Origin of the sequence: Streptomyces sp. NPDC001410 (assembly GCF_042895235.1) — a bacterium.
Lineage (GTDB): Bacteria > Actinomycetota > Actinomycetes > Streptomycetales > Streptomycetaceae > Streptomyces.
In genome coordinates, this window is sequence record NZ_JBIAWE010000008.1 from 279892 (window position 1) to 301309 (window position 21418).

Below are 21418 nucleotides of genomic sequence, written 5' to 3' on the forward strand. Positions count from 1 at the left end.
CGCCCCGGGGCCGGGTGGCTCAGGCTCCGGTGCGCAGCAGGTCCACGATCCGGCGGGCGGTGCCGGCGTCCCGGGCGGCGGTGAACGGCAGCGCGTTGGCACCGGTCACACGGAACGGCTCGCCGGTGCGGGTGAGGTGGATGCCGCCCGCCTCCTCGACCAGGAGCAGGCCCGCCGCGTGGTCCCAGGCGGCCTCCCAGGAGAACGCCACGGCGTCCAACTCGCCCCGGGCTATGGCGAGATACTCCAGGCCCGCCGAGCCGCAGGGGCGCGGGGCGAGGCCGTCGGTCCACAGGGCGCGCAGCGCGTGCTTCTGCTCGTCGGTGGTGTAGTCGGGGTGGGAGGTGGCGACGGTGAGGTCACGGCCGGGTGCGGCCGGGCCCGCGAACAGCCGCTCGCCGTCGAGGAAGGCGCCCCGGCCGCGGACGGCCGTGGCGAGCTGGTCGCGCGCGGCGGCGTAGGTCCAGGAGGCCAGGACGGTGCCCCGGTGGGCCAGTGCGACCAGGGTGCAGAAGCCGTCGTCGCCGTGCACGAACTGCCGGGTGCCGTCGACCGGGTCGACGATCCAGACGGGCGCCTCGCCCTGGATCGCGTCGTACGTCGCCGGGTCGGCGTGCACCGCCTCCTCGCCGACCACCACCGAGCCGGGCAGCAGTGCCCCGAGGGCTTCGGTGAGTTGCTGCTCGGCGAGCCGGTCGGCGTCGGTCACCAGGTCGTGCGGTCCGCTCTTCTGGTCCACCTCGTGCTCGGCGAGGCGGCGGAAGCGGGGCAGGATCTCGGTGGCGGCGGCCTTGCGGACCGCTTCCTCGACGTCTGCCGAGCAGCGGGTGAGAAACTCGTCGATGGTTTCCGTGTCTTGGATCATGCCCCCATGAGAACACGCGCCACTGACAATCCCCGCCCGTCCGGTGGATGCCAGGTGGAATCGGGATGAAAAGCGGGTGCCGGACCTCCCGTCACCGGCCGACCGCGTATCCCTGCATCCCGCGCGGGTTCGCCGCGGCCGAGAGCACGCCGGTCTCCGGGTCCCGGGCCACCGCGCACAGGCGGCCCTCCGACCAGGCGGGGCCGACGGTGACGTCGTGGCCGCGCCGCCGCAGCTCCTCGATCACGTCCGGGTCCGTGCGGGACTCCACGGTCACGCTGCCGGGGCGGCGGCCGCGCGGGTAGAAGGAGCTGGGGAAGCTGTCGTTGTGCCAGTTCGGGGCGTCGATGGCGCCCTGCAGGTCGAGGCCGCCGCGGACCGGGGCGCGCAGGACGGCGGCGAGGAGGAAGTGCAGCTGCCACTGGTCCTGCTGGTCGCCGCCGGGCGTGCCGAACGCCAGCACCGGAACGCCGTCGCGCAGGGCCAGGGACGGGGTGAGGGTGGTGCGGGGGCGGCGGCCGGGGGTGAGGGAGTTCGGCAGCCCCTCCTCCAGCCAGGTCATCTGCAGCCGGGTGCCGAGCGGGAAGCCCAGCTCCGGCACGACCGGGTTGGACTGCAGCCAGCCGCCGCTGGGCGTGGCCGCGATCATGTTGCCCCAGCGGTCGACGACGTCCAGGTGGCAGGTGTCGCCCCGAGTGCTGCCGTCGGCGGCGACCCGGGGCTCGGCGACGGTCGGCTCGCCCACGCCCATCGGCTCGAAGCCGGTGTCCTGACCGGCCTCCACGCGCGCGCGTGCCTGTGCGGGAAGGCGCGGAGCGCGTCCGCCGGGGCTGCCGGGGCGCAGCTCGTACGACGCCTTGGCGCCGACCAGGGCCCGCCGCCCGGCGTTGTAGCCGTCCGAGAGCAGCTCGGCGAGCGGCACCTCGGCCGCGTCCCCGTACCAGGCCTCGCGGTCGGCCATGGCGAGCTTGCAGGCCTCGATCAGCAGGTGGACGTAGTCGGCCGAGCCGTAGGAGGGCAGCTCGGGCGGGAGCAGGGCGAGCTGCTGGAGGAGGACGGGGCCCTGGCTCCAGGGGCCGGCCTTGCACACGGACCAGCCGTTCCAGTCGTACGTCACCGGCGCCTCGTAGCTCGCCGACCAGCCGGCGAGGTCGGCCGCGGTGAGGGTGCCGGTGTGCCGTTCGCCGCTGGTGTCCAGGGTGGGCCGCCGGGACTGCCGTACCAGTGCCTCGGCGATGAAGCCGGAGCGCCACACCTCGCGCGCGGCGTCGATCCTAGCCTCGCGGTCGCCGGCCCCGGCGCTCTCGGCGAGCAGCCGCTTCCAGGTGGCGGCGAGCGCGGGATTGCGCAGCAGCTCCCCGGGCCGGGGCGCCCTGCCGCCCGGCAGGTACACCTCGGCCGAGGAGGTCCACTCGGTCTCGAACAGCTCCCGGACGCTCTCCACGGTCGCGCCGACGTTCTCCACGGGCGCGTGCCCGTGCTCGGCATACCCGATGGCGTACTTCAGGACGTCGTCGAGGGCCTTGGTGCCGTGGTCGCGCAGGAGCAGCAGCCAGGCGTCGAAGGCGCCGGGCACGGCGGCCGCGAGGGGTCCGGTACCGGGTACGAGATCCAGACCGAGCCCCCGGTAGTGCGCGACCGTCGCACCGGCCGGGGCCACGCCCTGCCCGCAGAGCACGCGCACCTCGCCGCCCGCCGGGGCGAGCAGGATCGGCACCTCGCCGGCGGGCCCGTTCAGGTGAGGTTCCACCACGTGCAGCACGAACGCTCCGGCCACGGCCGCGTCGAACGCGTTGCCGCCGTCCTCCAGGACCGCCATCGCCGACTGGGAGGCCAGCCAGTGGGTGGAGGACACCATGCCGAAGGTGCCCTGGAGGGTGGGCCGGGTGGTGAACTGCACGGGTCACCTCGCTGTTCGAGCAGGTCGGTCGGTCAGCAGGCTATCGAGCGGACCCGGTTCCGCTCCACGGAGGGATCTCCCCCTGGTCCGGACCCTGGTGGGCCGCAGGATCCGGTGTGCCCGGTGCCGGACGGCCTGCCCACGGGGACGGCGCGGGAAAGCCCGCGACGGGCGGGTACGGGGTGGCGAAGGCGGGCGGGGGGCCGGGCGGGAGGGGCGCGGGAGCAGGAGCGGTGCGGACCTGGGGGCGGCGGCGCAGCAGCCACACCACCGCTGCCGTGTACAGCGCGATGCCCGCGACGTCGAGGGGGACCAGCTGCCAGGTCGCGTCTGCCGCGGTCTCGTCGCTCTTGAGCCCGTCGACGGTGGCCGCCATGCCGGCGAAGGCGAAGAGGTTGTTGACCGTGTGCAGCACTATGGACGCCTCCAGACCGCCCGTCCGCCAGGTCAGCCAGCCCGCCGCCGCCCCGAACACCACGAGATCGGCGAACCCCCAGGGCGTGCCCCAGCCGTGGGCGGCTGCGAACAGGACGGCCTGGGGCAGGAGCGCGAACCAGGGCGAGCGCACGAAGCCGCCGACGGCCTGCGTCAGCCAGCCCCGGAAGACGTACTCCTCGGCGGCCGCCTGCAGCGGGACCAGGAAGACGAGCATGGCGAGGGCGGGCCCGAAGACCGTCCATCCCGCCCACCGGAACTCCTCGCCGCCGCCGCCGTCGGGCAGCAGGAGCATGCCGCCCGTCGACAGGGCGAGGATCGGCAGGGCCGTCAGCGCGCACAGGGCCAGCCAGCGCCATCTGAGTCGGCCGGTCACGGAGGAGAGCGTGCCCGCGGGGCGCTGTCCGATCCAGCGCACGGCCAGCAGCACGACGGGTATTCCAGCGGCGATGGCCAGCAGGTCCAGGGCGGTGCCCGGGACGGCGCCGAACTCCACGAATCCGTCGGGGTCCTTGGGGTATCCCCGCCGGGAGCCCCACTCGTCGGCGACGCCGTAGAGGACGGCCACGACGATCACGTAGACCACGGCCACGACCAGGGTCCCCACGAGCGGGCGCCACCAGCGGTGGCGCACCGAGAGCCGGGCGAGTCGGTGGTAGGGCAGGGGTTCGGGCACGGGGTCGGGCAGCGGTGGCATCGTCATGGCCCCACTCTCTCCGGCGGCGCCCGGCCCGGACATCGACCTGCCGCAGGAACGGTGCCTCTATCGCTGGGTGGGGACCGGTCTCGATCTCAGGGCCGGTGCCCGCCGTCCGGGCCGCGCTCTACGCTCGTCGGCGAGATGGAGACGATACGCAACTGGCTTCTGCCCCTGGTGCTGGCAGCCGTACAGGGTGCCCTGATGTGGCCCGGGTTGGGCCCGGACGAGACGCCCGGCGTGCCGGGCCTGATCGCCGTCGGCTGCGCCCTGCTCGTGGAGACGGCCGCGCTGGGCCGGCGTCGGCAGGCGCCCGTGCGGGCTCTGGCGGTGGCGTTGGGTGCCTACGTCCTGGGCATGGTCGCCTGGCCGGACGGCTACGTCGGCCTCGGCACGCTGGTCGCCCTGTACTCCGTCGCCGTCCGCTGTCCCCTGCCGGTGACGGTCCGGGCCGTCGCCGGGCTCGTGGGCGTCGAGTGGGTGATGTCCGCCGTACAGGACGGCTTCCGTGTCTCGTTCCTCATCCTGGCGCTTTCCCTGTCCGTGTACGCCCTGTGCGCGGGACTCGGCGAAGCGCGGCGCCAGTGGCTCGGCGGACGGCTCACCGCGGCCCACCGGCTGGCCGGGGCGGAGCACGCCCGTCGAACGGCGGGCGACCAGGAGCGCCGGCGACTCGCGCGCGAACTGCACGACGTGAGTGCCCATCACCTCACCTCGGTCGTCGTCACCGTGGACGCCGCGCGCAGGCTCCAGGACAGCCGGCCGGAACTGGCCCCCGAGGCACTGTCGTTCGCGGAACGCACCGGAACCGAGACCATGGCATCGCTGCAGCGGCTCGTCGGTCTCCTGCGCGACACCGACTGTCCGGGCCCGGCAGTCACGAGTGCCGAGATCGAGGAACTGGTCGCGGGATTCGGCCGTTTGGGCCGGCCCGTGGCCGCTCATGTCCCCGACGACCTGACCGGTCCCGCGGCCGAGGCGATCCACGGCATCGTCCGTGAGGCCCTCACCAACGCCGTGCGGCACGCCCCCGGCGCCGCCGCCCGTGTCCACGTCGGCCGGGCGGACGGCCTGCTGGAACTGACGGTGGAGAACGCGCCGCCGCGCACCCCGGCACCGCACGACACCGGCGGCCTCGGCGCGGGACGGGGCGTGGCCGGCATGCGGGAGCGGGCCGCAGCGGCCGGCGGCGAGCTGACCGCCGGTCCCGGCCCCGACGGCGGATGGCTGGTCCGCGCCACCTTGCCGGACGCCGGAGGGCCGCAGCAGCCGCCCGGGCCCGCTTGGCGGCGCCATGTCCTGCGGGAGCAGCGGCTCGCCGATCCCGCCCTCGCCCTCACCGCGATGATCCTGCCGGTCGTCATCTCTCTCGGGGCCACGGAGGACTGGCCGGAGCGGACCAGGCGCGCCTCGATGCCGGAGCTGATCGTCGTGACGGTGCTGCTGGTCCTGCACGCGCTGCCGCTGTTGTGGCGCAGACGTGCCCCTGTGGCCTGCCTCGTGGCCGTGCTGGCCACGGCCTGGCTGTGGCCCGTGGCCGTCGCGGCGGTGCCCCTGCCGTCACGTGTGTCGCAGTTCCTCGCCGGGGGCGCCCTCGTGGAGCTGCTCGCGGTGTACGCGCTCGCCGCCTATGGGCGGGGGCCCTCCACCGCCTGGCCGGCACTGATCGCGACGACCTTCGGCACGGCCTCCGTCATCACGGCCACGGCCGCTGCCGACGGCTCGCTCGAGGGCGACCCGGTCGACGGGCTCATCGGGGTGATGGTGATCGTCCTGTGCGTCCTGCTGGCCCCCCTCTTCGCCGCCGTGTGCGGTGCGGGCCTCGTCCTGCGACGCCGGCGCCTGCGCGTGCTGGCGCACGACGACTTCGCCTTCGCCAGTTCGATGTGGCATGCGCAGCAGGCCGCCGAGGCCGAACGGCACCGGCTGGCCCTCACGTTGCGCGAGGCCGTACTGCACCACACGGCGTCGCTGGTCGCCCTGGCCCGGCAGGGACGACTCGACGACGTGGCCACCACGGCCCGGGCCGCCCTCGCCGCCATGCGGGACATGCTGCACGGCCTCGGCGACGCCGGAGACGTCGCCGACCGCCTCGCTCCGTCCCCGACCGCCGCCGACCTCGAATCGCTGTGCCGCACCCTGCGCGCCGCGGGCCGCGACGTGCGGTTGCGGGGCCTGCCCGAGGCCGCGCGGGACCTTCCGCCGTCCGTGCACGTGTCGACGTACCGGATCGTCGAGGCGGCGCTCGGCGCGGGCGACCGTGGGCCGGCCCGGGTGACCCTCGGGCGGCGTCGCGGCACCGTGTCCATCACGGTGACGGGCGTACCGCTCGCCGTCGTCGTCCCGGTGGCCGAACGCCTGCGGGTGCAGGCCGCCGCGGGCGAGGGACACATCGTGCTCGAACCGACCGGTACTGTGCGGGTGTCGTTGCCGGCCGGACCCACTCCGGTCCCCGTCCAGGAGGTGTCCCCGTCGCCGTACGCGTGATCGTCGTCGACGACCAGGCCGTGGTCAGGGCGGGATTCGCCGCCATCGTGGACGCCGAACCCGACCTCACCGTCGTCGGCGAGGCGGGAGACGGGGCGGCGGCGGTGTCGCTGGCCGCCGCCGAGGCCCCCGACCTCGTCCTGATGGACATCCGGATGCCGGGCATGGACGGACTCACCGCCACCCGCCTGATCACCGCGCCCGAGAACGGGCCCCGGGTGCTGGTGCTCACCACCTTCGACCTCGACGAGTACGTGTACGAGGCCCTGCGCGCCGGAGCGTCCGGGTTCCTGCTGAAGGACGCCCGGCCCGAGGACCTGCTGACCGCGATCCGCATCGTCGCGGCGGGCGACGGCATCCTGGCGCCCGCCGTGACCGGCCGGCTCATCCACACCTTCGCCCAGGGCGCCCCGCGGGTCCCCGCGGCGACCGGCGCCCTCGGCCGACTCACCCCGAGGGAACGGGAAGTACTGCTGAAGATCGCCTCCGGCCTCACCAACGCCGAGATCGGAGCCGAACTCGGCGTGACCACCGGCACCGTGAAGACCCATGTGAACGCCCTGCTGTCCAAGCTGGGCCTGCGTGACCGGGTGCAGGCGACCATCCTCGCCTACGAGAGCGGGCTGATCCGTCCCCGCGCGAGCCGGGAGAGCTGACCCGGATCCGCCTCGCGCGGCCCACACCCAACTCGCCGACAAAAATGGACATACGGGATGTCGATCATGGGGCTCCGTCACCACGCGGGCACACAGCGAGTTGGCACTTCCGCCCCACAGGGAGTCGTGTGACACTGTCGTCGCAGTCCACCCTGCGGACCGCCCTCCGCGCCCCCTCCCCCACGAGAAGTGAGCCGTGCGTTCTCTTCCTCTGCCGCTCGCCCTCACCGCGCGTCTGACGCCGGTCGCCGTGCTGGCCTGCGCCGGCTGGGCGATGTCGTCGGGCCCGGCCACGCCGTCCGCCGACAGTCACCGGTCGGGCCAGGAGACGCCCACCCATTCGGCGTCCGCTCCGTCCTCCACCGCGGCGTCGAAGTCGTACGACACCGCGCCCACCCCCTGCACCAGCGTGCCCGTGGCGACCGTCAAGTCGCTGGTGCCCGGGGCCAAGACGGCGGGCAAGGAGATCCCCTCGACCGACACCTCGCTGCGCCGCACCTGCTCCTGGAACGCCCTGCAGGGCTACGACTACCGCTGGCTCGACGTCTCCTTCGAGGTCGCCGGGTCGGAGCAGGAGGCGAAGAAGGAGTACGAACAGCGCGTCGCCGAGAAGAGCGGCGGAGGGACGGTCCCGGGGCTCGGGGACACGGCGTACTCCATCGTGAACCTCACCACCGAGGACAAGCAGGAGACCCGCGAGGGCGTGGTGCTGGCCCGCGTCTCCAACGCGCTGGTGATCGTCACCTACAACGGCAGCGACTTCGAGTCGAAGAAGGCCCCGAGCACGGACGAGATCAACAAGGGGGCCATCAAGGCCGCGAAGAGCGCCGTGGCCGCCCTGCAGAGCGGCGGGTCCGGCTGACGGAGCCGGGCCGGCGCCCCTTCAGGACCGTACGAGCGGCCGTACCAGGTCGCGCACGTCCCGTTCGGTGACGGGCCCGGTGTGCACCTTCGCCATCCTGCCGCGGGTGTCGATGACGACCGTGAAGGGCACCCCCTGCGGCACCGAACCCCTGGGGAACGTCAGCACCTTGCGGCCGGAGGGGTCGCTGAAGCTGGGGTAGGTCAGGTGGTGGTCCTGCTGGAAGGACCGGCCGTTGACGGGCTCCGTGTCGGTGTTCAGCCCGAGCACCTGAACGCCCTCGGCGGCGAGGTGCTTCTGGGCCGCGTTGAGTTCGGGGGCCTCGGCCCGGCAGGGGCCGCACCAGGAGGCCCACGCGTTGAGCACCACGACCTTGCCGCGGTAGTCGGACAGACGCAGCGGCTTGCCGTCCAGGCTGTCGCCCGCGAGGTCGGGCGCGGCCGCACGCCGGCCGGCGGGAACGGGCCCGCTCTTCTCCTCGGAAGGGTCGGCGGTGGCCATGCCGGCATGGCAGGAGGCCAGCAGCAGGCAGGCTGCGGTCCACAGCAACGGTCGCGTCTTCACGAGGAAGGAGTATCTCAACCGCCCCATGCGTGACGGATCTTGGGGTGCGGTAGGTTCCGAGGCGACTGATCACCGGCTGGTGCCGGAACCACGACACACGGGGGCTGTAGTGAGGATGCGGTACGCGGTCGGGGCCGGGGCGCTGGCGGTCCTGGTGGCCGCGGGCGGCTGGGGATGGTGGGCCGGGCAGGGCAGTGGTGCGCGGTACGGGCTGCGCGCGGCCGAGCGGGCGTCCGGGCCGGCGTGTACGGGCCTGGCCGGGCGCTGGCCCGGGCGACTGGACGGTCACGACCGCGAAGGGGTGGGGGTGACCGGTGCCGAGGCCTGGGGCGGTGGCGCCGTCACGGCCCGGTGCGGGCTGGTCTCGCCCGGCCCGTCGCCCGACCCGTGCATGAGCGTGAACGGCGTGGACTGGCTGCTCGAACTGGCACGGTCCCGGCAGTCGGGGAAGAAGGTCCTCGTCTCCTACGGCCGCACCCCCGCCGTGGAGGTGACCATCTCGCCCGGCGTGCGGGCCATCGACGCGGTGCTGATCGACCTGTCCAAGGCCGTCGCCCCCATCACGCAGCGGTCGCACTGCCTGGATTCCCAGGGCCACTGACGCGCCCGGCGGCTCCCGGGCCGCCCACCGCTAGGACGCCGCCTCCCTGGGCTCCTCCGCGATCCCCCGGACGATGAATTCGACCCCGGGCCCGAGTTCGACCCGGTCGCCGTCGCGCAGGCGGACCCGGGAACCCGGCACCAGGACACGGTCGTTGACGCGGGTGCCGTTGGTTGCGCCCCACGGGACCTCGGTCAGCCAGGCCGCCCCGTCCGAGGCGTGGACGAGGGTCGCGTGCTGGGCCGAGACCGTGTCCTCGTCGACCAGCAGCTCGGACGCCTCGGGGGCCCAACTGCTGCTGCGCCCCAGCCGGATCTCCGAGCCGCGCGGCACGTCGAGGTGCCGGCCGCCGCCGCGGAAGACCAGCCGCACTGCGCCCCCCGGGATCCGGATCCTCGGCCGGCCCGAGCCGACCGGGGTGCGGCATCTCGGACACGCGGCCATGCCGACGGGGACGATCGCGTCGCATCGCCCGCACTTGGTACCGACGGGCGGCGGGGGTGGGGGTGGGGGTGGGGCGAACTGGTCGACGGAATCCCAATCGTCGTCATCCAAGTCAGATGCCTCCGTCACCGGCGTCTCCCTTCTTGAGCACGACCGTCGTGTCCACCCGTCCGCTCTCGCTCTCCCGCACGTCCGTCACCACGACCGTGGTGTCCGGCCCGAGGTCGGACGCCGCGAACAGCTCCCGGGCGAGCGGGTTGATGAGATGCGTCTCCAGCACCATGCCGATGCCACGGCCGCCGTTCCACTTGTCCCGGGTGCAGTGGTCCAGCAGCTCGCTGCGGGCGTTGTCCTCGATCTCCAGAGCCAGTCGGTGTCCCTGGGCCAGCTGGCGCTGGATGTTGCCGAACTGCAGATCGAAGATCTGCTTGGCGACCGCGTCGGAGATGAAGTCGAAGACGACGACGTTGCCGCCGATCCGGTTCATCAGCTCCGGCCGGCCTATGACGTTCTCGAAGTGCTTCTTCACGTTGTCCTTGACCGTTGCCTCCAACTCCTTGTAAGGCGTGCCCGGTTCGACGATCCACTTGCGTTCCTGGGTCTCCGGGTCCGTGCGCTGGACACCGAGGTTGGAGGTGAAGATGAGCACGCACTCGCTGAAGTAGGTGGTGACCCCCTGTCCGTCGGTGAGCCGGCCGTCCTCCAGCACCTGCAGGAACTTGTCGAGGATGCCCTTGTCGGCCTTCTCGATCTCGTCGAAGAGGATGACGCGGAAGGGGTTCTCCCGTACGGCGGAGGTCAGTTCGCCGCCCGCCTCGTAGCCGACGTAGCCTGGGGGCGCGCCGACGAGCCGGTCGGCGGAGTGGGCGGCCGAGAACTCGCTCATGTCGAAGCGGAGATACGCCTGGTCGCTGTCGAAGAGGACGGAGGCCACGGCCTTCGCCAGTTCCGTCTTGCCGGTTCCGGTCGGGCCGGCGAAGAACAGCACACCGCGCGGCCGGTGTCCCGGGCTGGTCGCCTGCGCCCCGGAGAGCCCCAGCGCGGCACGCTTGAGGATGTCCAGGGTCATCGCCACGGCCGCCTCCTGCCCCAGCACCCGGCGGGGGATGGACCGCTCGTTGTCGGGGTCCTCCCCGTCGAGGATGCGCTGACGTATCTCGCCCCGGCTCCAGGGGTTCTTCTCCACGCCCAGCCGGTAGATCCGTACGGCGTCGGGCATGGCGGCGAACGGCATGGCGCGGGAGCGGGCGAGCTTCACGCTCTCCTCCATGGCCTGCAGGCTCATGCCGGTGGCCGCCCGGGCGAAGGCGCCGACGTACCGCGCCGTCTCCTCCGCGTCCGCGCCGGCGGGCGAGGCCGAACCGCCGCCCGATCCCTTTCCGGCGTACCGCTCGTAGCGCTCGCGCAGGAGACGGGCCATCGTCGTGCGCTCGTCCGCGTCCGGCTCGGGCACGGCGACGGCTCGGATCCGCTCACTGCCGGAGATCAGCCATCCGGGTATGTCCCGCTCCCCCTCGGCGAGCCAGATCACCGGGTTGAACCGGCCCGGTTCGCTGGGGACGACGGGAGTGCCGGTCCAGGGTTCCAGGGGCTTGGCCTCCTGGGCGAGTTTGAGGCAGGCGAGAAAGAAGTCGCGTTCGTCCGGGGTCACCCGGGACGGGTCGGTGACGAGACGGGAGGCGTGGTCGATCACCAGCGCCACCCGCAGCGGCCGCAGCCGACGTCCGTCCCGCATCATCTCCTCGCGCTGCTCCGCCCACCCGGTGGTGATGTTCCGCAGCTGGTCCAGCACCGCCTGGCGTTGCGCCGCCGTCTGGCCGGGGAACTCGCGGGGCCCCTGCAGCAGTTCCTCGAGGGCGGTCTGTGTCTCGCCGTCAGCGACCGCCGCCACGCGGAAGCCGCCCACCTGGTCGCAGAGCACCAGCGCCTGGTAGCCGATCTCCCGCAGCGGGTTCCACAGCACGTCGAGCAGCGGGTAGAACCTGTCCCGGCCGCGCCGGCCCACCAGGTGCAGGTCACGGATGTTGCCGTGCAGGACGTACTGCGCGTGCACTCCGAGTGTTCCGATCAGCTCCTCCACGAAGGGCGGGAGCCGGTCTTCCTTGGACAGGTCCATCGTTCCTCCCCGTTGCACGCGGTTGCGGGCCGCGTGCGGGCATGGTGCTCAGTGGCGGTCTCAGCGGCGTTCGTCGCCGTCGACGGTCTTGTGTCGTGGAGGTTCCCAGCGCGTGTCCGCCGGGCTGCCGGTGTCCTGTTGGGGCAGCTCGCCGAGCGTCACGGCGCCCTCCCCCAGCACGCCCGACAGCGCTCCTTCGGTCCGTACCTCGAACTCGAGGCCCAGTCCCAGTCCCTGGGTGATCTGCTGGAACTCGGCGAGCCGCTCGTGGGTCTCCGCGCAGCGGACGTCGTCGAGGGCGCGCTGCTCGGGGGTCCGCTCCCCCGGGTCGCCGTGGTACATGGTCGCCACGCTCAGCTCGCCGTCGACCAGGGTCGCCCTGAGCCAGTGATCGGGCTCCCAGCCGTCCGGCGTCCAGTCGAGGCGAATCTCCTGCCCCTCGGGCCGACCGGCCTCGGTGTGCCCGCCGAACCTCCTGGCCAGTTCCTCGACGGCGCCGGCGCACTGCTCCCTGACGTAGAGGGCCTCCAGTGCGCAGCGGCGCTCGTCCACGGCGCGTTCGACCAGGTCTCGTTCGTCCTTGCTCAGCTGGACGCCGTCCTCCAGGGTTCGCCGGAGCAGTTCCACGGCCTCCGGTGCCGGGGCGAGGTCCTCGGCGCCCTTCGGGGTCTCGTAGACGAGGAAGTCGTAGTGCAGCGCGGCGCGTTCCTGGGCCTCCCGGGTCAGGCGCGCGTCCTTGTTGGCGTCGCGGACGTACTTGCGCGCCTCGTTGAGGTGGATGCGCGCCCGGCGGGGGTCGTCGGCCGCGCGGCGCACGGCGTGCCGGACGGCCCCCGCGGCGAGTTCGGCGGCCTCCGAGACGGCGTGCGGGTCCAGCTCTCCGAGGATCTCCGCCCCGGTCCGGCGGACCTCCTCCACGTCCAGGCCGGGTTGGGGGCGCGGGCCGGGGGCCGTCCGGGACGTCGGTCGTCCCTCGGCCTCGGCGGTGCGCTCCGTGGAGAACCGCCGCAGTGCCCGCTGCCGGCTCTCGCGCAGGGCGCGCTGAAAGGCGTCGTCCTCCTCGTCCAGCCGCAGTTCCGCGCTGAGCCGCTGCTGCTCCCACGCCGCGTGCCGTTCCTCCGCCCGGCGCACGGCCTCCTCGCTGCGGGCCAGTTCCTGCCGCAGGTCGCACAGTCGCTCGCCGACGGGCTCCAGCGGCGGTGGCAGGTCGGGGCGCGGCGGGGCTCCGGCCGGGCCGCCCGCGGCCGTGGCCCGGGCCACCCGCGCCAGCAGGGCGCGCCTGCGGGCGTTGATCCGGACGACGGCGTACGCGGCGGCCTGCCACTGCTCGGCGGCCGTCGCGGCCAGCTCCTGTTGCCGCTCCAGGCAGCGCTGCTCCTCCGCGGCCCGCACCGCCGCAGCGGCGAGGACACGGGTGGTGAGCAGGGCGGCCCGGCCGGCGAGCAGGACGCCGCTGAGTGAGCCGAGGACCTGCAGCGCCGCGTCGGCGGCCTGATGCACCGCGTGCCCGGCCGCGTCGGCGACGTGGGAGGAGACGTGGGCGACCGGGTCGTGCAGGTGGAGCATGCCGGTGTGCGGCACCGCCTGGGGGTCGATGGGCGGCGGGGGCGGCGGGAAGGTCACGGCGGGTGCCACCGCAGTCACCGTCGGGAAGGCGAGACCCGAACTCATGCCTGTCCTCCTGTGCTTTCGGACTTCGTCTCGGCTGTCGTCGCGGACTGCGGGCGGCCCGCTCGCCGTGTCCGGTGCTCACGGAGCCTGCGCCACCGGTCCAGGAATCGGTGCGGGCTCCACCGGTACCACCGGTCGCCCGCCCGCCGCCTGCGGCGCTCATGGCGCCCGTGCCACCACCAGACCAGAAGACGACGCAGGCTCCACTCGGGCCGGGGGTCGTGCGGCAGTTGACCGGCCCGCAGCCTCCGGCGCTCATGACGTCCGTGCCACCACCACGCCAGAAGACGGGGCAGGTTCCACCAAGGCGGCCGCCGACCCGCCCGCAGCCTCCGGCGCTCATGACGTCCGCGCCACCAGGCCAGGAGGCGGCGCAGGCTCCACTCGGTCTCGGGGTCGCGCGGGTGCCGCAGACGCCACCAGGCCCGGCAGCGGCGCACGCTCCACACGGCGACGGCGACGGCCGAGGCGAGCGGCCACACCCAGGGTGCGTGGGTGATCGCGTAGAAGCCCAGGAAGCCGGCGAGCATGAGCAGCGCCGCTGTGATGAAGAGGCCGGCCCGGGTGCGTGCCAGCCGGCCGGGGCGCTCCGCGTTGCGGATCAGGAGGCCTGCCAACGACCTTTCCGGGTGGTAGAACGGCGGGCCGATGTACACCGCGGTCCACAGCTCCACCCCGAAGACGAACGCGGCCGCGGGCAGCGCCTCGAGCCAGGCCGTCACCACGGCATCCTGGGAGGCGCGGCCCAGCACGTCGGCGAGGCCGATGACGAAGGTCCACGGGGCCGTGACGACCGTCGCGCCGAGCAGGGCCCAGCCCAGGGTGGGCAGGCGGTCCATCCGCCGCAGTACGTCGCGGAGCCCGTCCTGGTCCGCCGCGAAGATCCGCGCGCTCTCCTCGACGACGCGCCGCTGCCTCAGCTCTTGCGCCGCGGTCTCCGCGTGGCCGCAGAGGAGGTGGGCGGCGAGCAGGCGCAGGTCGTCCTGCTGGGCGTCGAGCAGCGCGTCGAACCAGGGAACGCGTTCCAGGAACTGTGCCCGCCTGCGCAGCACCGCGTCGGTGAGCCGGCTCCTGGTGCGTTCCGGTTCGCGCGCCAGCTGCAGGAGCCAGGCGTCCACCGCCACGGTCTGCCGCAGGGCCGCCCGGGCTCCGCGGACCCGGCCGATCTCGTGGCCGCGCAGCAGCTCCCGGACGGTGGGCTCCCACCGGGCGCGCAGGGTGCGCCACGCGCGGCCGGTCTCGTCCAGTCCGCTGCCGCCCGGCCGCTGGGCAAGTCCGGTCAGGACGGCGGGCTGGTCCGCCAGGTGCCGGATCAGGGCGACGGCGTCGGCGTTCCCGTCCCTGGCCCCCTGGCACAGCAGGCGCATGCTCCGTACGTCCAGGTCCGCTCCGTGCCAGGAGACGTCGAGGAGGGGACCGAGCCAGTTCAGGAGCTGTACCAGACCGGCGGCGGACGGCGGTTGCGCCAGTTCGTCCAGCAGGGCCTTGAGCCGGCGCAGCTCCTCGGGGCTGCGGTCGCCGGTGGTCTCGAACTGGCGCAGCCAGACGACGAGTCGGGCCCGGTCGTCGTCGGCGGCCAGCATGCGTGCCGCGGAGACGTGGTTCTGGTCCAGATGGAGGGCGAGAGCGTCGGTCCCGGTGAACTCCTGGCCCATGAACGGGAAGGGCTGGATCACGGGGCGCGTCGTGTCGGCGCCGAAGATCCGCTCGTCGGTGCGCGGGGCGACGTCGGGGTCCTTGCCGTCCAGCCAGTCCCGCACCTTCTCGGCGTCCCAGCGATTCTCGGGCGCCCGGGTGAGCAGGCCCTCGCAGAGCCGGCGGGTCCCTCGGTGCTTGATGCCGCCGAGGTCGGGGTCGTGCGTGGCGATCTCCCGCAGGACCTCCTCGTCGCGGCGGAAGTCGATGGGGTGCTTGCCGAGGGCGAGTTGGGCGATCACCATGCCGAGCGACCACCAGTCGCCGGCCTCGGAGACGGTCTGCCGCAGCAGCCCCGCCTCCGGCGCGAGGTAGAGGGGCTTGCCACGCCAGTCGGTGCGGGGCTCCTCGGCCTCGTCGGGCCGGTGGACGGCGGCGCCGAAGTCGATGAGGACGAGGTCGGCCGTGTCGGCGCGGCGGGTCTGCACCATGATGTTGTCGGGGGTGATGTCCCGGTGCACGACGCCCCGTTCATGGAGGGCGGTGACGGCGTCGTACAGCTGGCTCACCATGTTCTTCACGCCCTCGGGGCCTAACCCGCGGGGGTGGTCGGCGTGGTACCTCTCCAGGGTCTCCTCGCCGTGCGACCAGTACAGGTGCCAGGGGTGTCCGTGCGCCTCGCCGGTCTCCAGGAGCCGTTCCAGGTGGGGAGCGGACTGCTCAGCGAGTTCCCTCAACTCCTGCTCGATGTCGGGCCCGGGGGCGTGCAGCCGGTGGTACCACTTGAGTACCAGGGGTATCTCGGCCGCTCCGTGACGGGCCGTTTGGTCGCGCACCCTCAGCACCACGGCCTCGGCGGGCCGCCGTGCGCCGGACAGCACGGCGACGAGCGGGAACCTGTCCGCCAGTTCAGGCGGCACGTCGGAGAGGACTGGACGTGTCTCCACGGCCCGGGCATTGGTGAACCCGCCGTCATCGGGATCGACGACTCGGGTGGGCGGCGTGCTCATCGACTTCCGACCTTCCAGGAAACGCGCTGGGTACGCCACAGGGACACGGCGCGGAACGAATCGGCCCGATGCGCAAGTCGCGGGACGATGAAGATATCCGAAATCCCTTCGTGCGACGGGGAGTTTCCCGGATCTTCAGCGATTAACCCGCCGGGACTACGATGCGTATCATGCACCCGTTGCCCTCGCACGAAAGTCTCGTAGACGAACTTCGGGAACTGCGGCGTCGCGGTCTGCCCGGGCTGCGCCACTGCCCCAGGGACTCGCTGCGCGAGGCGGCCGTCGCGGCCGGTCTGTGCAGCGGGGAACAGGACGAACAGAGCGGCATCGAGGACCTGCTGGGCGCGGCGGTGCGCCGGCTGGCCGGTGGGCACCCCGTGCGGGACGACGACTCCTGCGATCCGCTGGCCCGCGCGGCCGCCCACACCTTCGGCATCTTCCCCTCCCGCCGCGGGGTCCCCGGCACCGACCGGAGGAAGGCCGCGGCGGGAGTCTACGGGGTGACGACCGAGCGCTTCCGCAAGAGCCAGGAGCGCGACGTCATCGCCGAACTCGCGGCGGCGGTCCTGGTCGTGGCCCGGGAGGCGTGCGTACGGGAGACGGCCGGCCCGCGGACAGGTGACTCCTGGGCGAGCGGCCGACCCGAGCTGGTGACCCTGCCGCCGACGACACCCCCGGTGCACGCCGCACCTGCCGCCGCCGGTGTCCCGCCCCAGCGCCCCGCTCACCCGGGCGCCCGGCCGGGAGCCGCCGCACCGGCGGGCCGGATCACCGTCCGGGTGTGCCCGATCGAGCTGGTGCGGGACGTGGACATCCTCGTCTCCTCGGAGAACACGTTTCTGGAGATGTCCAAGACCTTCCGCTCCACGGTGTCCGGATCCCTGCGGCGGGCCGCCGCGCTGCGGGACGCCTCGGGCGAGATCGTGGACGACGTCCTCGCCCGCGAACTGGGGGCGTGGCTGCGGACGCACGGCAGGTCGGGCGTGCCCGTGCGGCCGGGCACGGTCGTCGCCACGTCCTCCGGCGCGCTGGCCGCGCAGGGGGTACGGCGTATCCACCACGCGGCGATCGCGGCCCCGGTCGGCGACGGTGAGCGCTACCACGTGACACCCGCCGTGCTGGCCGAGGCGGTGCGGGCGTCCTTCGAACTGGCGCGCCACGAGGCCGACTTCCTGTCACTGCCGATGTCCTCGATCTGCTTTCCGCTGATGGGCACCGGCCGGGGCGGCCTGTCCGTCGAGACCGCGGCCCGCGCACTGCTCGGCGCGATCAGGCAGGAGCTGCGCCGGGACCCGTCCTGGTCGGTGCTGGTGGTCACGCCCGAGGAGAGCCACGCCCGTATGCTCATGGCCGCCAGCTCCGCTCGGTGAAGGCCACCCCGGCCTGTCTGAGCAGGCGCTCCATCTCGGCGAGTTCCCCGCGCAGCGGCACTCCGTAGAGCCGCAGCTCCCGGTCCTCGCCGGCGCCGATCTGCAGGCGCGGTCCGGCCGACTCCTGTGCCAGGTAGGGGGCGTAGCGGGCGGCGCCGCGCGGTGTCAGGGCGACGATCCGCTGGTTGGCCGAGCCGCGCCAGACCAGCGGGGTGGGCTCCGCGACCCGGAACCGGCCGGTGATCACGGCGTCCGCGCCGACGAGGGCCCGGCGCCGCTGCGGCGTCAACTCCTCGTGCTCGTACCCCGTGTACACGAGCAGGTCGGTGGAGCGGGGCCCGGCGCTCCCCTCGTGCCGCCGGGCCTCGTCCCTCAGCCGTGCCGCGCCGGCCAGGAGTTCCGCGAGCGCCGCCGCCTGCTGCAGGGGCTCGCCGCCGCTGACCGTGAGGCCGTCCGCCCCGTCGGCGAGGGCCTGTTGCCACAGCGCGAGCACCTCGGAGACTGTGGTGACCGTCCCGGCCTCCGGGTCCCAGGTGTGCCGGGACATGCACCCGGCGCAGGCCAGCGAGCAGCCCTGCAACCAGATGCCGAGCCGCCTTCCCGGGCCCAGCGTTTCCAACGGGTAGTGGGTCCCGTCGAGGCGTATTTCCACGGCATCTCCTCTTCGCACCGGCTTGGAGTATCCAGCGCGGCGATGTGCGCCCGCAATTGCCGGAAGGCGCTCATCCGGCTGTCCGCCGGGCGAGATCCGGTTGTTTTCCGGAACTCCCGAAGAGAGTGATCGATTTCCTTGAAATCCGCATCCCTCCGGGGGTTTTGCTCCGCTACTCTCTCCCCCATCGCGGCGCCTTCCCACCCGGACCGCGCGCGAGGAATGGGGGACCTTCGAAATGATCAGCAAAAGTCGAATAGGTGTCCGGGTCCGACGACTGAGAGCCGGGTACCTGTCTTCGGTACGCGCCCGGTTCCATGGCCGTCGGGACGCGGACGGTCTGCGGGAATTACTGGCGGACGCGTTCGCCGGAAGCGCGCCTTCCGACGACAGTCTGCCGCCCTACGTCCTGGGGCTTCGCGCACAGGTTCGGCACAGCACCGCACGGCTGCGGTCCCGCACGCTGGCACGGCACCGCGCGCTGCATGTCCGCATCCAGAGCGAGTCGGTGCGGGTGGTGACCCGGTACACCGAGCCCGTGGATCCGGCTCCGGCCGCGCTCGCCCGGTTCGGAGAGTGCGTCGGGGAGTGGCGCACGGCCGCCGCCGTCTGCCGTCAGCAGGCCCAGCAACTCGCCGATGAGGCAAACCAGTTGCTCGCCTGCTACTGGGACGCCGCCTGGGCCCGTGCCCGGAAGGACGACCAGGTCAGCGGGCGGCGGCCCACGGGCTGGCTGCCCGGGGAGATCGCCCTGGACGGCACCTGGGCCCGCCTCGACGACGGGCTGCTGAGCGACCGCTGGTACGTCCCGGACGCGCCGGGGCGCGACGCCGACCCGTCGGCGGTCGCACAGGCGTTGCACATCCTCGACCACCAGTCCGCGCGCGGCCGTTCGGGCCCGGCGCGGCACGGCGATGCCTCGAACGGCGTCCGCAGGTGATCACCGCTCATCGTCTTCCAGGAAGGCCAAGGACCATCATCGTGCAGCACTCGGCCCGGACCGGTCGTCGGTCCACCGTCCGCGCCGCCCGCCGGCTCACCGTCCTCGTCCCGCTGGTGTGCGCGCTCGGCGCTCTCGTGTCCTGCAGCAAGCAGGAGGAAGCCCTCACCACCCCCTGCGGGCTGGTCGTCGACGGTTCGGGGTCGGCCGCCGCGGTGAAGGAGGGATTCGACTCGGAGGCCAAGCTGAAGGACAGCCTCATCGGGTTCCTCACCGACCAGAAGTGCGGAACCCTCGACTTCGCCCCCATCACCCGTTCCTCGCGCAGCTCGTCCTGCCGGCAGGACGAGGTGGACCTCGACCCGCCGCACGACGCGACCACCGACCAGAAGGTCCAGCGTGCCAACGCCCAGACGGCCGCGGCCGTCGCGGCCCTCGCCGAGCTCAAGTGCGCGCGCACGCAGAACGGTTCGGACGTGTGGGGGGCGCTGACCCGCATCGGGGAGTCCGTCCCCACCGACGGCCCGGCGCCGAAGCTGCTCGTGGTGAGCGACTTCGACCAGGCCGACCCGGAGTTCCATCTGTCGCGGCAGGACATCTCCACCAAGTCCGCGCGCAACAAGGTCATCGACTCGCTCGTGAACAAGCGCGGCCTGCCCGGCCTCAAGGGGATGGACGTCTTCCCGGTCGGGCTCGGCATGCAGTACAAGGCGAAGCCCAGCGAGGCCGACGACTTCGAGTCCTTCTGGACCGAGGCACTCGAGGGGAGGGCCAAGGCACATGTCGACAACAAGTACAAGCGCTGACGAGCCGCAACCGCGCCGGCGGCGGATCGCCCGCTATCTGCCGTTCACGGGCCGGACCACACAGCCGGGCACCGGGACCCGGCCCGGGCCCGCCGCCACCGGCGCGCGCACCAGCCGGCTGCCCCTGGTCATCGACGACCGGGGGGAACGCGGACTCCTGAAGGACGCCAAGAAGAGGGGCCGGCTGGACGCCCGGCGCAGGACGCTGGACCCGTGGGTGCTGAACAGCGGCGACCGGGTGCCGTACTTCGCGGAACTGGCGTCCGTGCGGGACGCCGTCGTCCACCGGATCGAGGAGGAGCTGAACCTCCAGGAGGAGGCGGCACGCCTCCTGGACGCCCAGTCGGGCTCCGACGTGACCGCCGGGGAGGCCGAGACCAGGATCCTGGTCGAGCGCCTGCGCGAGACCCAGCAGGAGATCGAGACGGCCCGCCGCCAGCTCGATCTGCTGGCGGTCCGTTCGGCCCGCTGGCTCCGCTTCCGGGACAGTCTGCGCGAGCGGGTGGAGGAGCGCTGGCTCCGGGCCCGTTTCCCGGAGGCGGCCGAGCCACGGACCGCCGGCTCCCGGAGCGCGGCGGAACCCGGCATCCGGGAGGACGAACCGGAGCAGACCGCGGCCGGCCAGGACGCGGCGGCGGATCCGGGCGGCGACGACTGGCAGTCGGTGTCCACGACCGGCGCCGCTCCGGACGGCAGCGCGTCCGCGGCGATAGGGGAGGTGTACCGTGCCGCGCGCGCCGAGACCCGCGACAGCGCGTCGGCCCACGGCTGGGAGGGGCTGCAGACCCGCCCCGGTCTGCCCCGGTGGATGACCTGGGCCCTGCTCGGCGTCATCATGGCCGTCGAGGTGCCGATCTACTGGGTCGCGTACCAGCCCTTCCACGGGGTCGGCAGCACGGGCGGGGACTTCATGTCCGGCGGGCTGGCGGTCTCGTCCGCCGTCATCATGCTGATCCTGCCGCACCTGTCGGGGCTCATGCTGCGGTGGCGCGCGGCGACGGGATCGCCGCGCCGCGGGTGGATACCGGCGGTGTCGCTGCTCGGCGTGTGGGGCGGCCTGACCTGGGCGCTGGGCCTGCTCCGCGCCAAGTTCGTGACCCAGCACGACAGTCCGGGCCCCGCCAAGGCGGCCGGCGGCTTCCGCGGGATCGGCGGTTCCGCCGGCGACACCACGACGCTGGTGGACCGGCTGCACCTGTCGACCCAGACGGTGACCTGGCTGTTCTGTGCGCTGCTCCTGCTCTCGGGCGGTGTCGGATTCATGCTCGGCCTGTTCCGGGAACACCCCTTCCTCGACGCCTTCCGCACGGCGGTGGAGCGGCGTACGGGGCTGCTGCGGCGGCACGAGGAGAGCATCGCCGCCACCGAGCGGGCCCGGGCCGCCCAGGAGACGGCCGAGGACCGGCGGCAGGCCCGCTTGGAGGCCGCGAACGAGCGGATGGCCTCGGCCCGCAAGTTGTACGAGGCCGCCGCCGCCAGGTATCTGGGCGAGGTCATGACGGCGTCGAAGGATCCCGCCGTGACCGAGTCGGCGATGCGCCTGTCGCGGAACTGGCCACTGCTGCCGCCGTCGGTCCGCCGCGAACCGGCCCGGGACCGCTGAACGGCCGGTGGACGCCGGACCGGTGCGCCGGTCACGCAAAGGCCCCGACCCGCTGATGTGGGTCGGGGCCTTTGCGTTCCGTCACCTGCGGTCGCGGTGTCCGC

At 73.4% G+C, this 21418-nt stretch carries 17 protein-coding genes; 8 read left to right on the plus strand and 9 right to left on the minus strand.

Annotated features, from left to right (window positions below):
• Window positions 1-19 precede the first annotated feature (19 nt).
• The 3 genes from ACFY3C_RS19575 to ACFY3C_RS19585 form a co-directional block, all read right to left on the minus strand.
• Entirely contained in the window at window positions 20-865 is an 846-nt protein-coding gene (locus tag ACFY3C_RS19575; protein WP_390771626.1) for an inositol monophosphatase family protein, read from the minus strand.
• A 91-nt stretch (window positions 866-956) separates the two neighbouring features.
• Window positions 957-2723 (minus strand): gamma-glutamyltransferase family protein, encoded by a 1767-nt coding sequence (locus ACFY3C_RS19580; RefSeq protein ID WP_390771751.1) that lies wholly within the window; start codon window positions 2721-2723, stop codon window positions 957-959.
• An 82-nt stretch (window positions 2724-2805) separates the two neighbouring features.
• On the minus strand, window positions 2806-3903 hold the full coding sequence (locus ACFY3C_RS19585) for a CPBP family intramembrane glutamic endopeptidase (RefSeq protein ID WP_390771627.1): 1098 nt from the start codon (window positions 3901-3903) through the stop codon (window positions 2806-2808).
• A 138-nt stretch (window positions 3904-4041) separates the two neighbouring features.
• On the opposite strand from ACFY3C_RS19585, the gene ACFY3C_RS19590 reads away from it, so the two are divergent.
• From ACFY3C_RS19590 to ACFY3C_RS19600, 3 genes are all read left to right on the plus strand, one after another.
• A complete protein-coding gene (locus ACFY3C_RS19590; RefSeq protein WP_390771628.1) occupies window positions 4042-6384 on the plus strand; it encodes a histidine kinase in 2343 nt (780 codons plus the stop codon).
• Window positions 6381-7040, plus strand: coding sequence for a response regulator (locus ACFY3C_RS19595; RefSeq protein ID WP_390771629.1), 660 nt, complete (start codon window positions 6381-6383; stop codon window positions 7038-7040). The genes ACFY3C_RS19590 and ACFY3C_RS19595 overlap by 4 nt, the downstream gene beginning before the upstream one ends.
• 196 nt (window positions 7041-7236) lie before the next feature.
• A complete protein-coding gene (locus ACFY3C_RS19600) occupies window positions 7237-7902 on the plus strand; it encodes a hypothetical protein (protein ID WP_390771630.1) in 666 nt (221 codons plus the stop codon).
• Window positions 7903-7923: 21 nt separating this feature from the next.
• On the opposite strand, the gene ACFY3C_RS19605 is transcribed toward ACFY3C_RS19600, so the two are convergent.
• Window positions 7924-8466: a TlpA family protein disulfide reductase gene (locus ACFY3C_RS19605; protein WP_390771631.1), complete on the minus strand. Its 543-nt coding sequence runs from the start codon at window positions 8464-8466 to the stop codon at window positions 7924-7926.
• A 115-nt stretch (window positions 8467-8581) separates the two neighbouring features.
• Between ACFY3C_RS19605 and ACFY3C_RS19610 the strand changes: the two genes are divergently transcribed.
• Entirely contained in the window at window positions 8582-9067 is a 486-nt protein-coding gene (locus ACFY3C_RS19610) for a DUF3515 family protein (RefSeq protein WP_390771632.1), read from the plus strand.
• Between the two features lie 30 nt (window positions 9068-9097).
• Here ACFY3C_RS19610 and ACFY3C_RS19615 read toward each other — a convergent pair whose 3' ends face one another.
• The 4 genes from ACFY3C_RS19615 to ACFY3C_RS19630 form a co-directional block, all read right to left on the minus strand.
• The gene (locus ACFY3C_RS19615) at window positions 9098-9439 is read right to left on the minus strand and encodes an FHA domain-containing protein (protein ID WP_390771633.1); all 342 of its coding nucleotides are present in this window, start codon (window positions 9437-9439) and stop codon (window positions 9098-9100) included.
• Window positions 9440-9623: 184 nt separating this feature from the next.
• The gene (locus ACFY3C_RS19620) at window positions 9624-11627 is read right to left on the minus strand and encodes an AAA family ATPase (protein ID WP_390771634.1); all 2004 of its coding nucleotides are present in this window, start codon (window positions 11625-11627) and stop codon (window positions 9624-9626) included.
• Window positions 11628-11687: 60 nt separating this feature from the next.
• Window positions 11688-13298: a hypothetical protein gene (locus ACFY3C_RS19625; RefSeq protein WP_390771635.1), complete on the minus strand. Its 1611-nt coding sequence runs from the start codon at window positions 13296-13298 to the stop codon at window positions 11688-11690.
• Window positions 13295-15943, minus strand: a complete 2649-nt coding sequence (locus tag ACFY3C_RS19630; RefSeq protein ID WP_390771636.1) for a protein kinase — start codon at window positions 15941-15943, stop codon at window positions 13295-13297. The genes ACFY3C_RS19625 and ACFY3C_RS19630 overlap by 4 nt, the downstream gene beginning before the upstream one ends.
• 170 nt (window positions 15944-16113) lie before the next feature.
• Between ACFY3C_RS19630 and ACFY3C_RS19635 the strand changes: the two genes are divergently transcribed.
• Complete coding sequence (locus ACFY3C_RS19635; RefSeq protein WP_390771637.1) at window positions 16114-17313, plus strand: macro domain-containing protein; 1200 nt, start codon at window positions 16114-16116, stop codon at window positions 17311-17313.
• Here the strand turns inward: ACFY3C_RS19635 and ACFY3C_RS19640 are convergent.
• On the minus strand, window positions 17288-17965 hold the full coding sequence (locus ACFY3C_RS19640; protein WP_390771638.1) for a 4Fe-4S single cluster domain-containing protein: 678 nt from the start codon (window positions 17963-17965) through the stop codon (window positions 17288-17290). The two genes, ACFY3C_RS19635 and ACFY3C_RS19640, sit on opposite strands and share 26 nt — an antisense overlap.
• A 238-nt stretch (window positions 17966-18203) precedes the next feature.
• Here ACFY3C_RS19640 and ACFY3C_RS19645 point away from each other — a divergent pair, with 238 nt between their 5' ends.
• From ACFY3C_RS19645 to ACFY3C_RS19655, 3 genes are read left to right on the plus strand one after another with little or no spacing between them, the layout of a single operon-like run.
• A complete protein-coding gene (locus tag ACFY3C_RS19645; protein WP_386576153.1) occupies window positions 18204-18905 on the plus strand; it encodes a hypothetical protein in 702 nt (233 codons plus the stop codon).
• A gap of 41 nt (window positions 18906-18946) precedes the next feature.
• Window positions 18947-19711 carry a hypothetical protein gene (locus tag ACFY3C_RS19650; RefSeq protein WP_390771639.1) on the plus strand — a complete coding sequence of 255 codons (765 nt, stop codon included), beginning with the start codon at window positions 18947-18949 and terminating at the stop codon, window positions 19709-19711.
• On the plus strand, window positions 19686-21314 hold the full coding sequence (locus ACFY3C_RS19655) for a hypothetical protein (protein WP_390771640.1): 1629 nt from the start codon (window positions 19686-19688) through the stop codon (window positions 21312-21314). The genes ACFY3C_RS19650 and ACFY3C_RS19655 overlap by 26 nt, the downstream gene beginning before the upstream one ends.
• Window positions 21315-21418 lie beyond the last annotated feature (104 nt).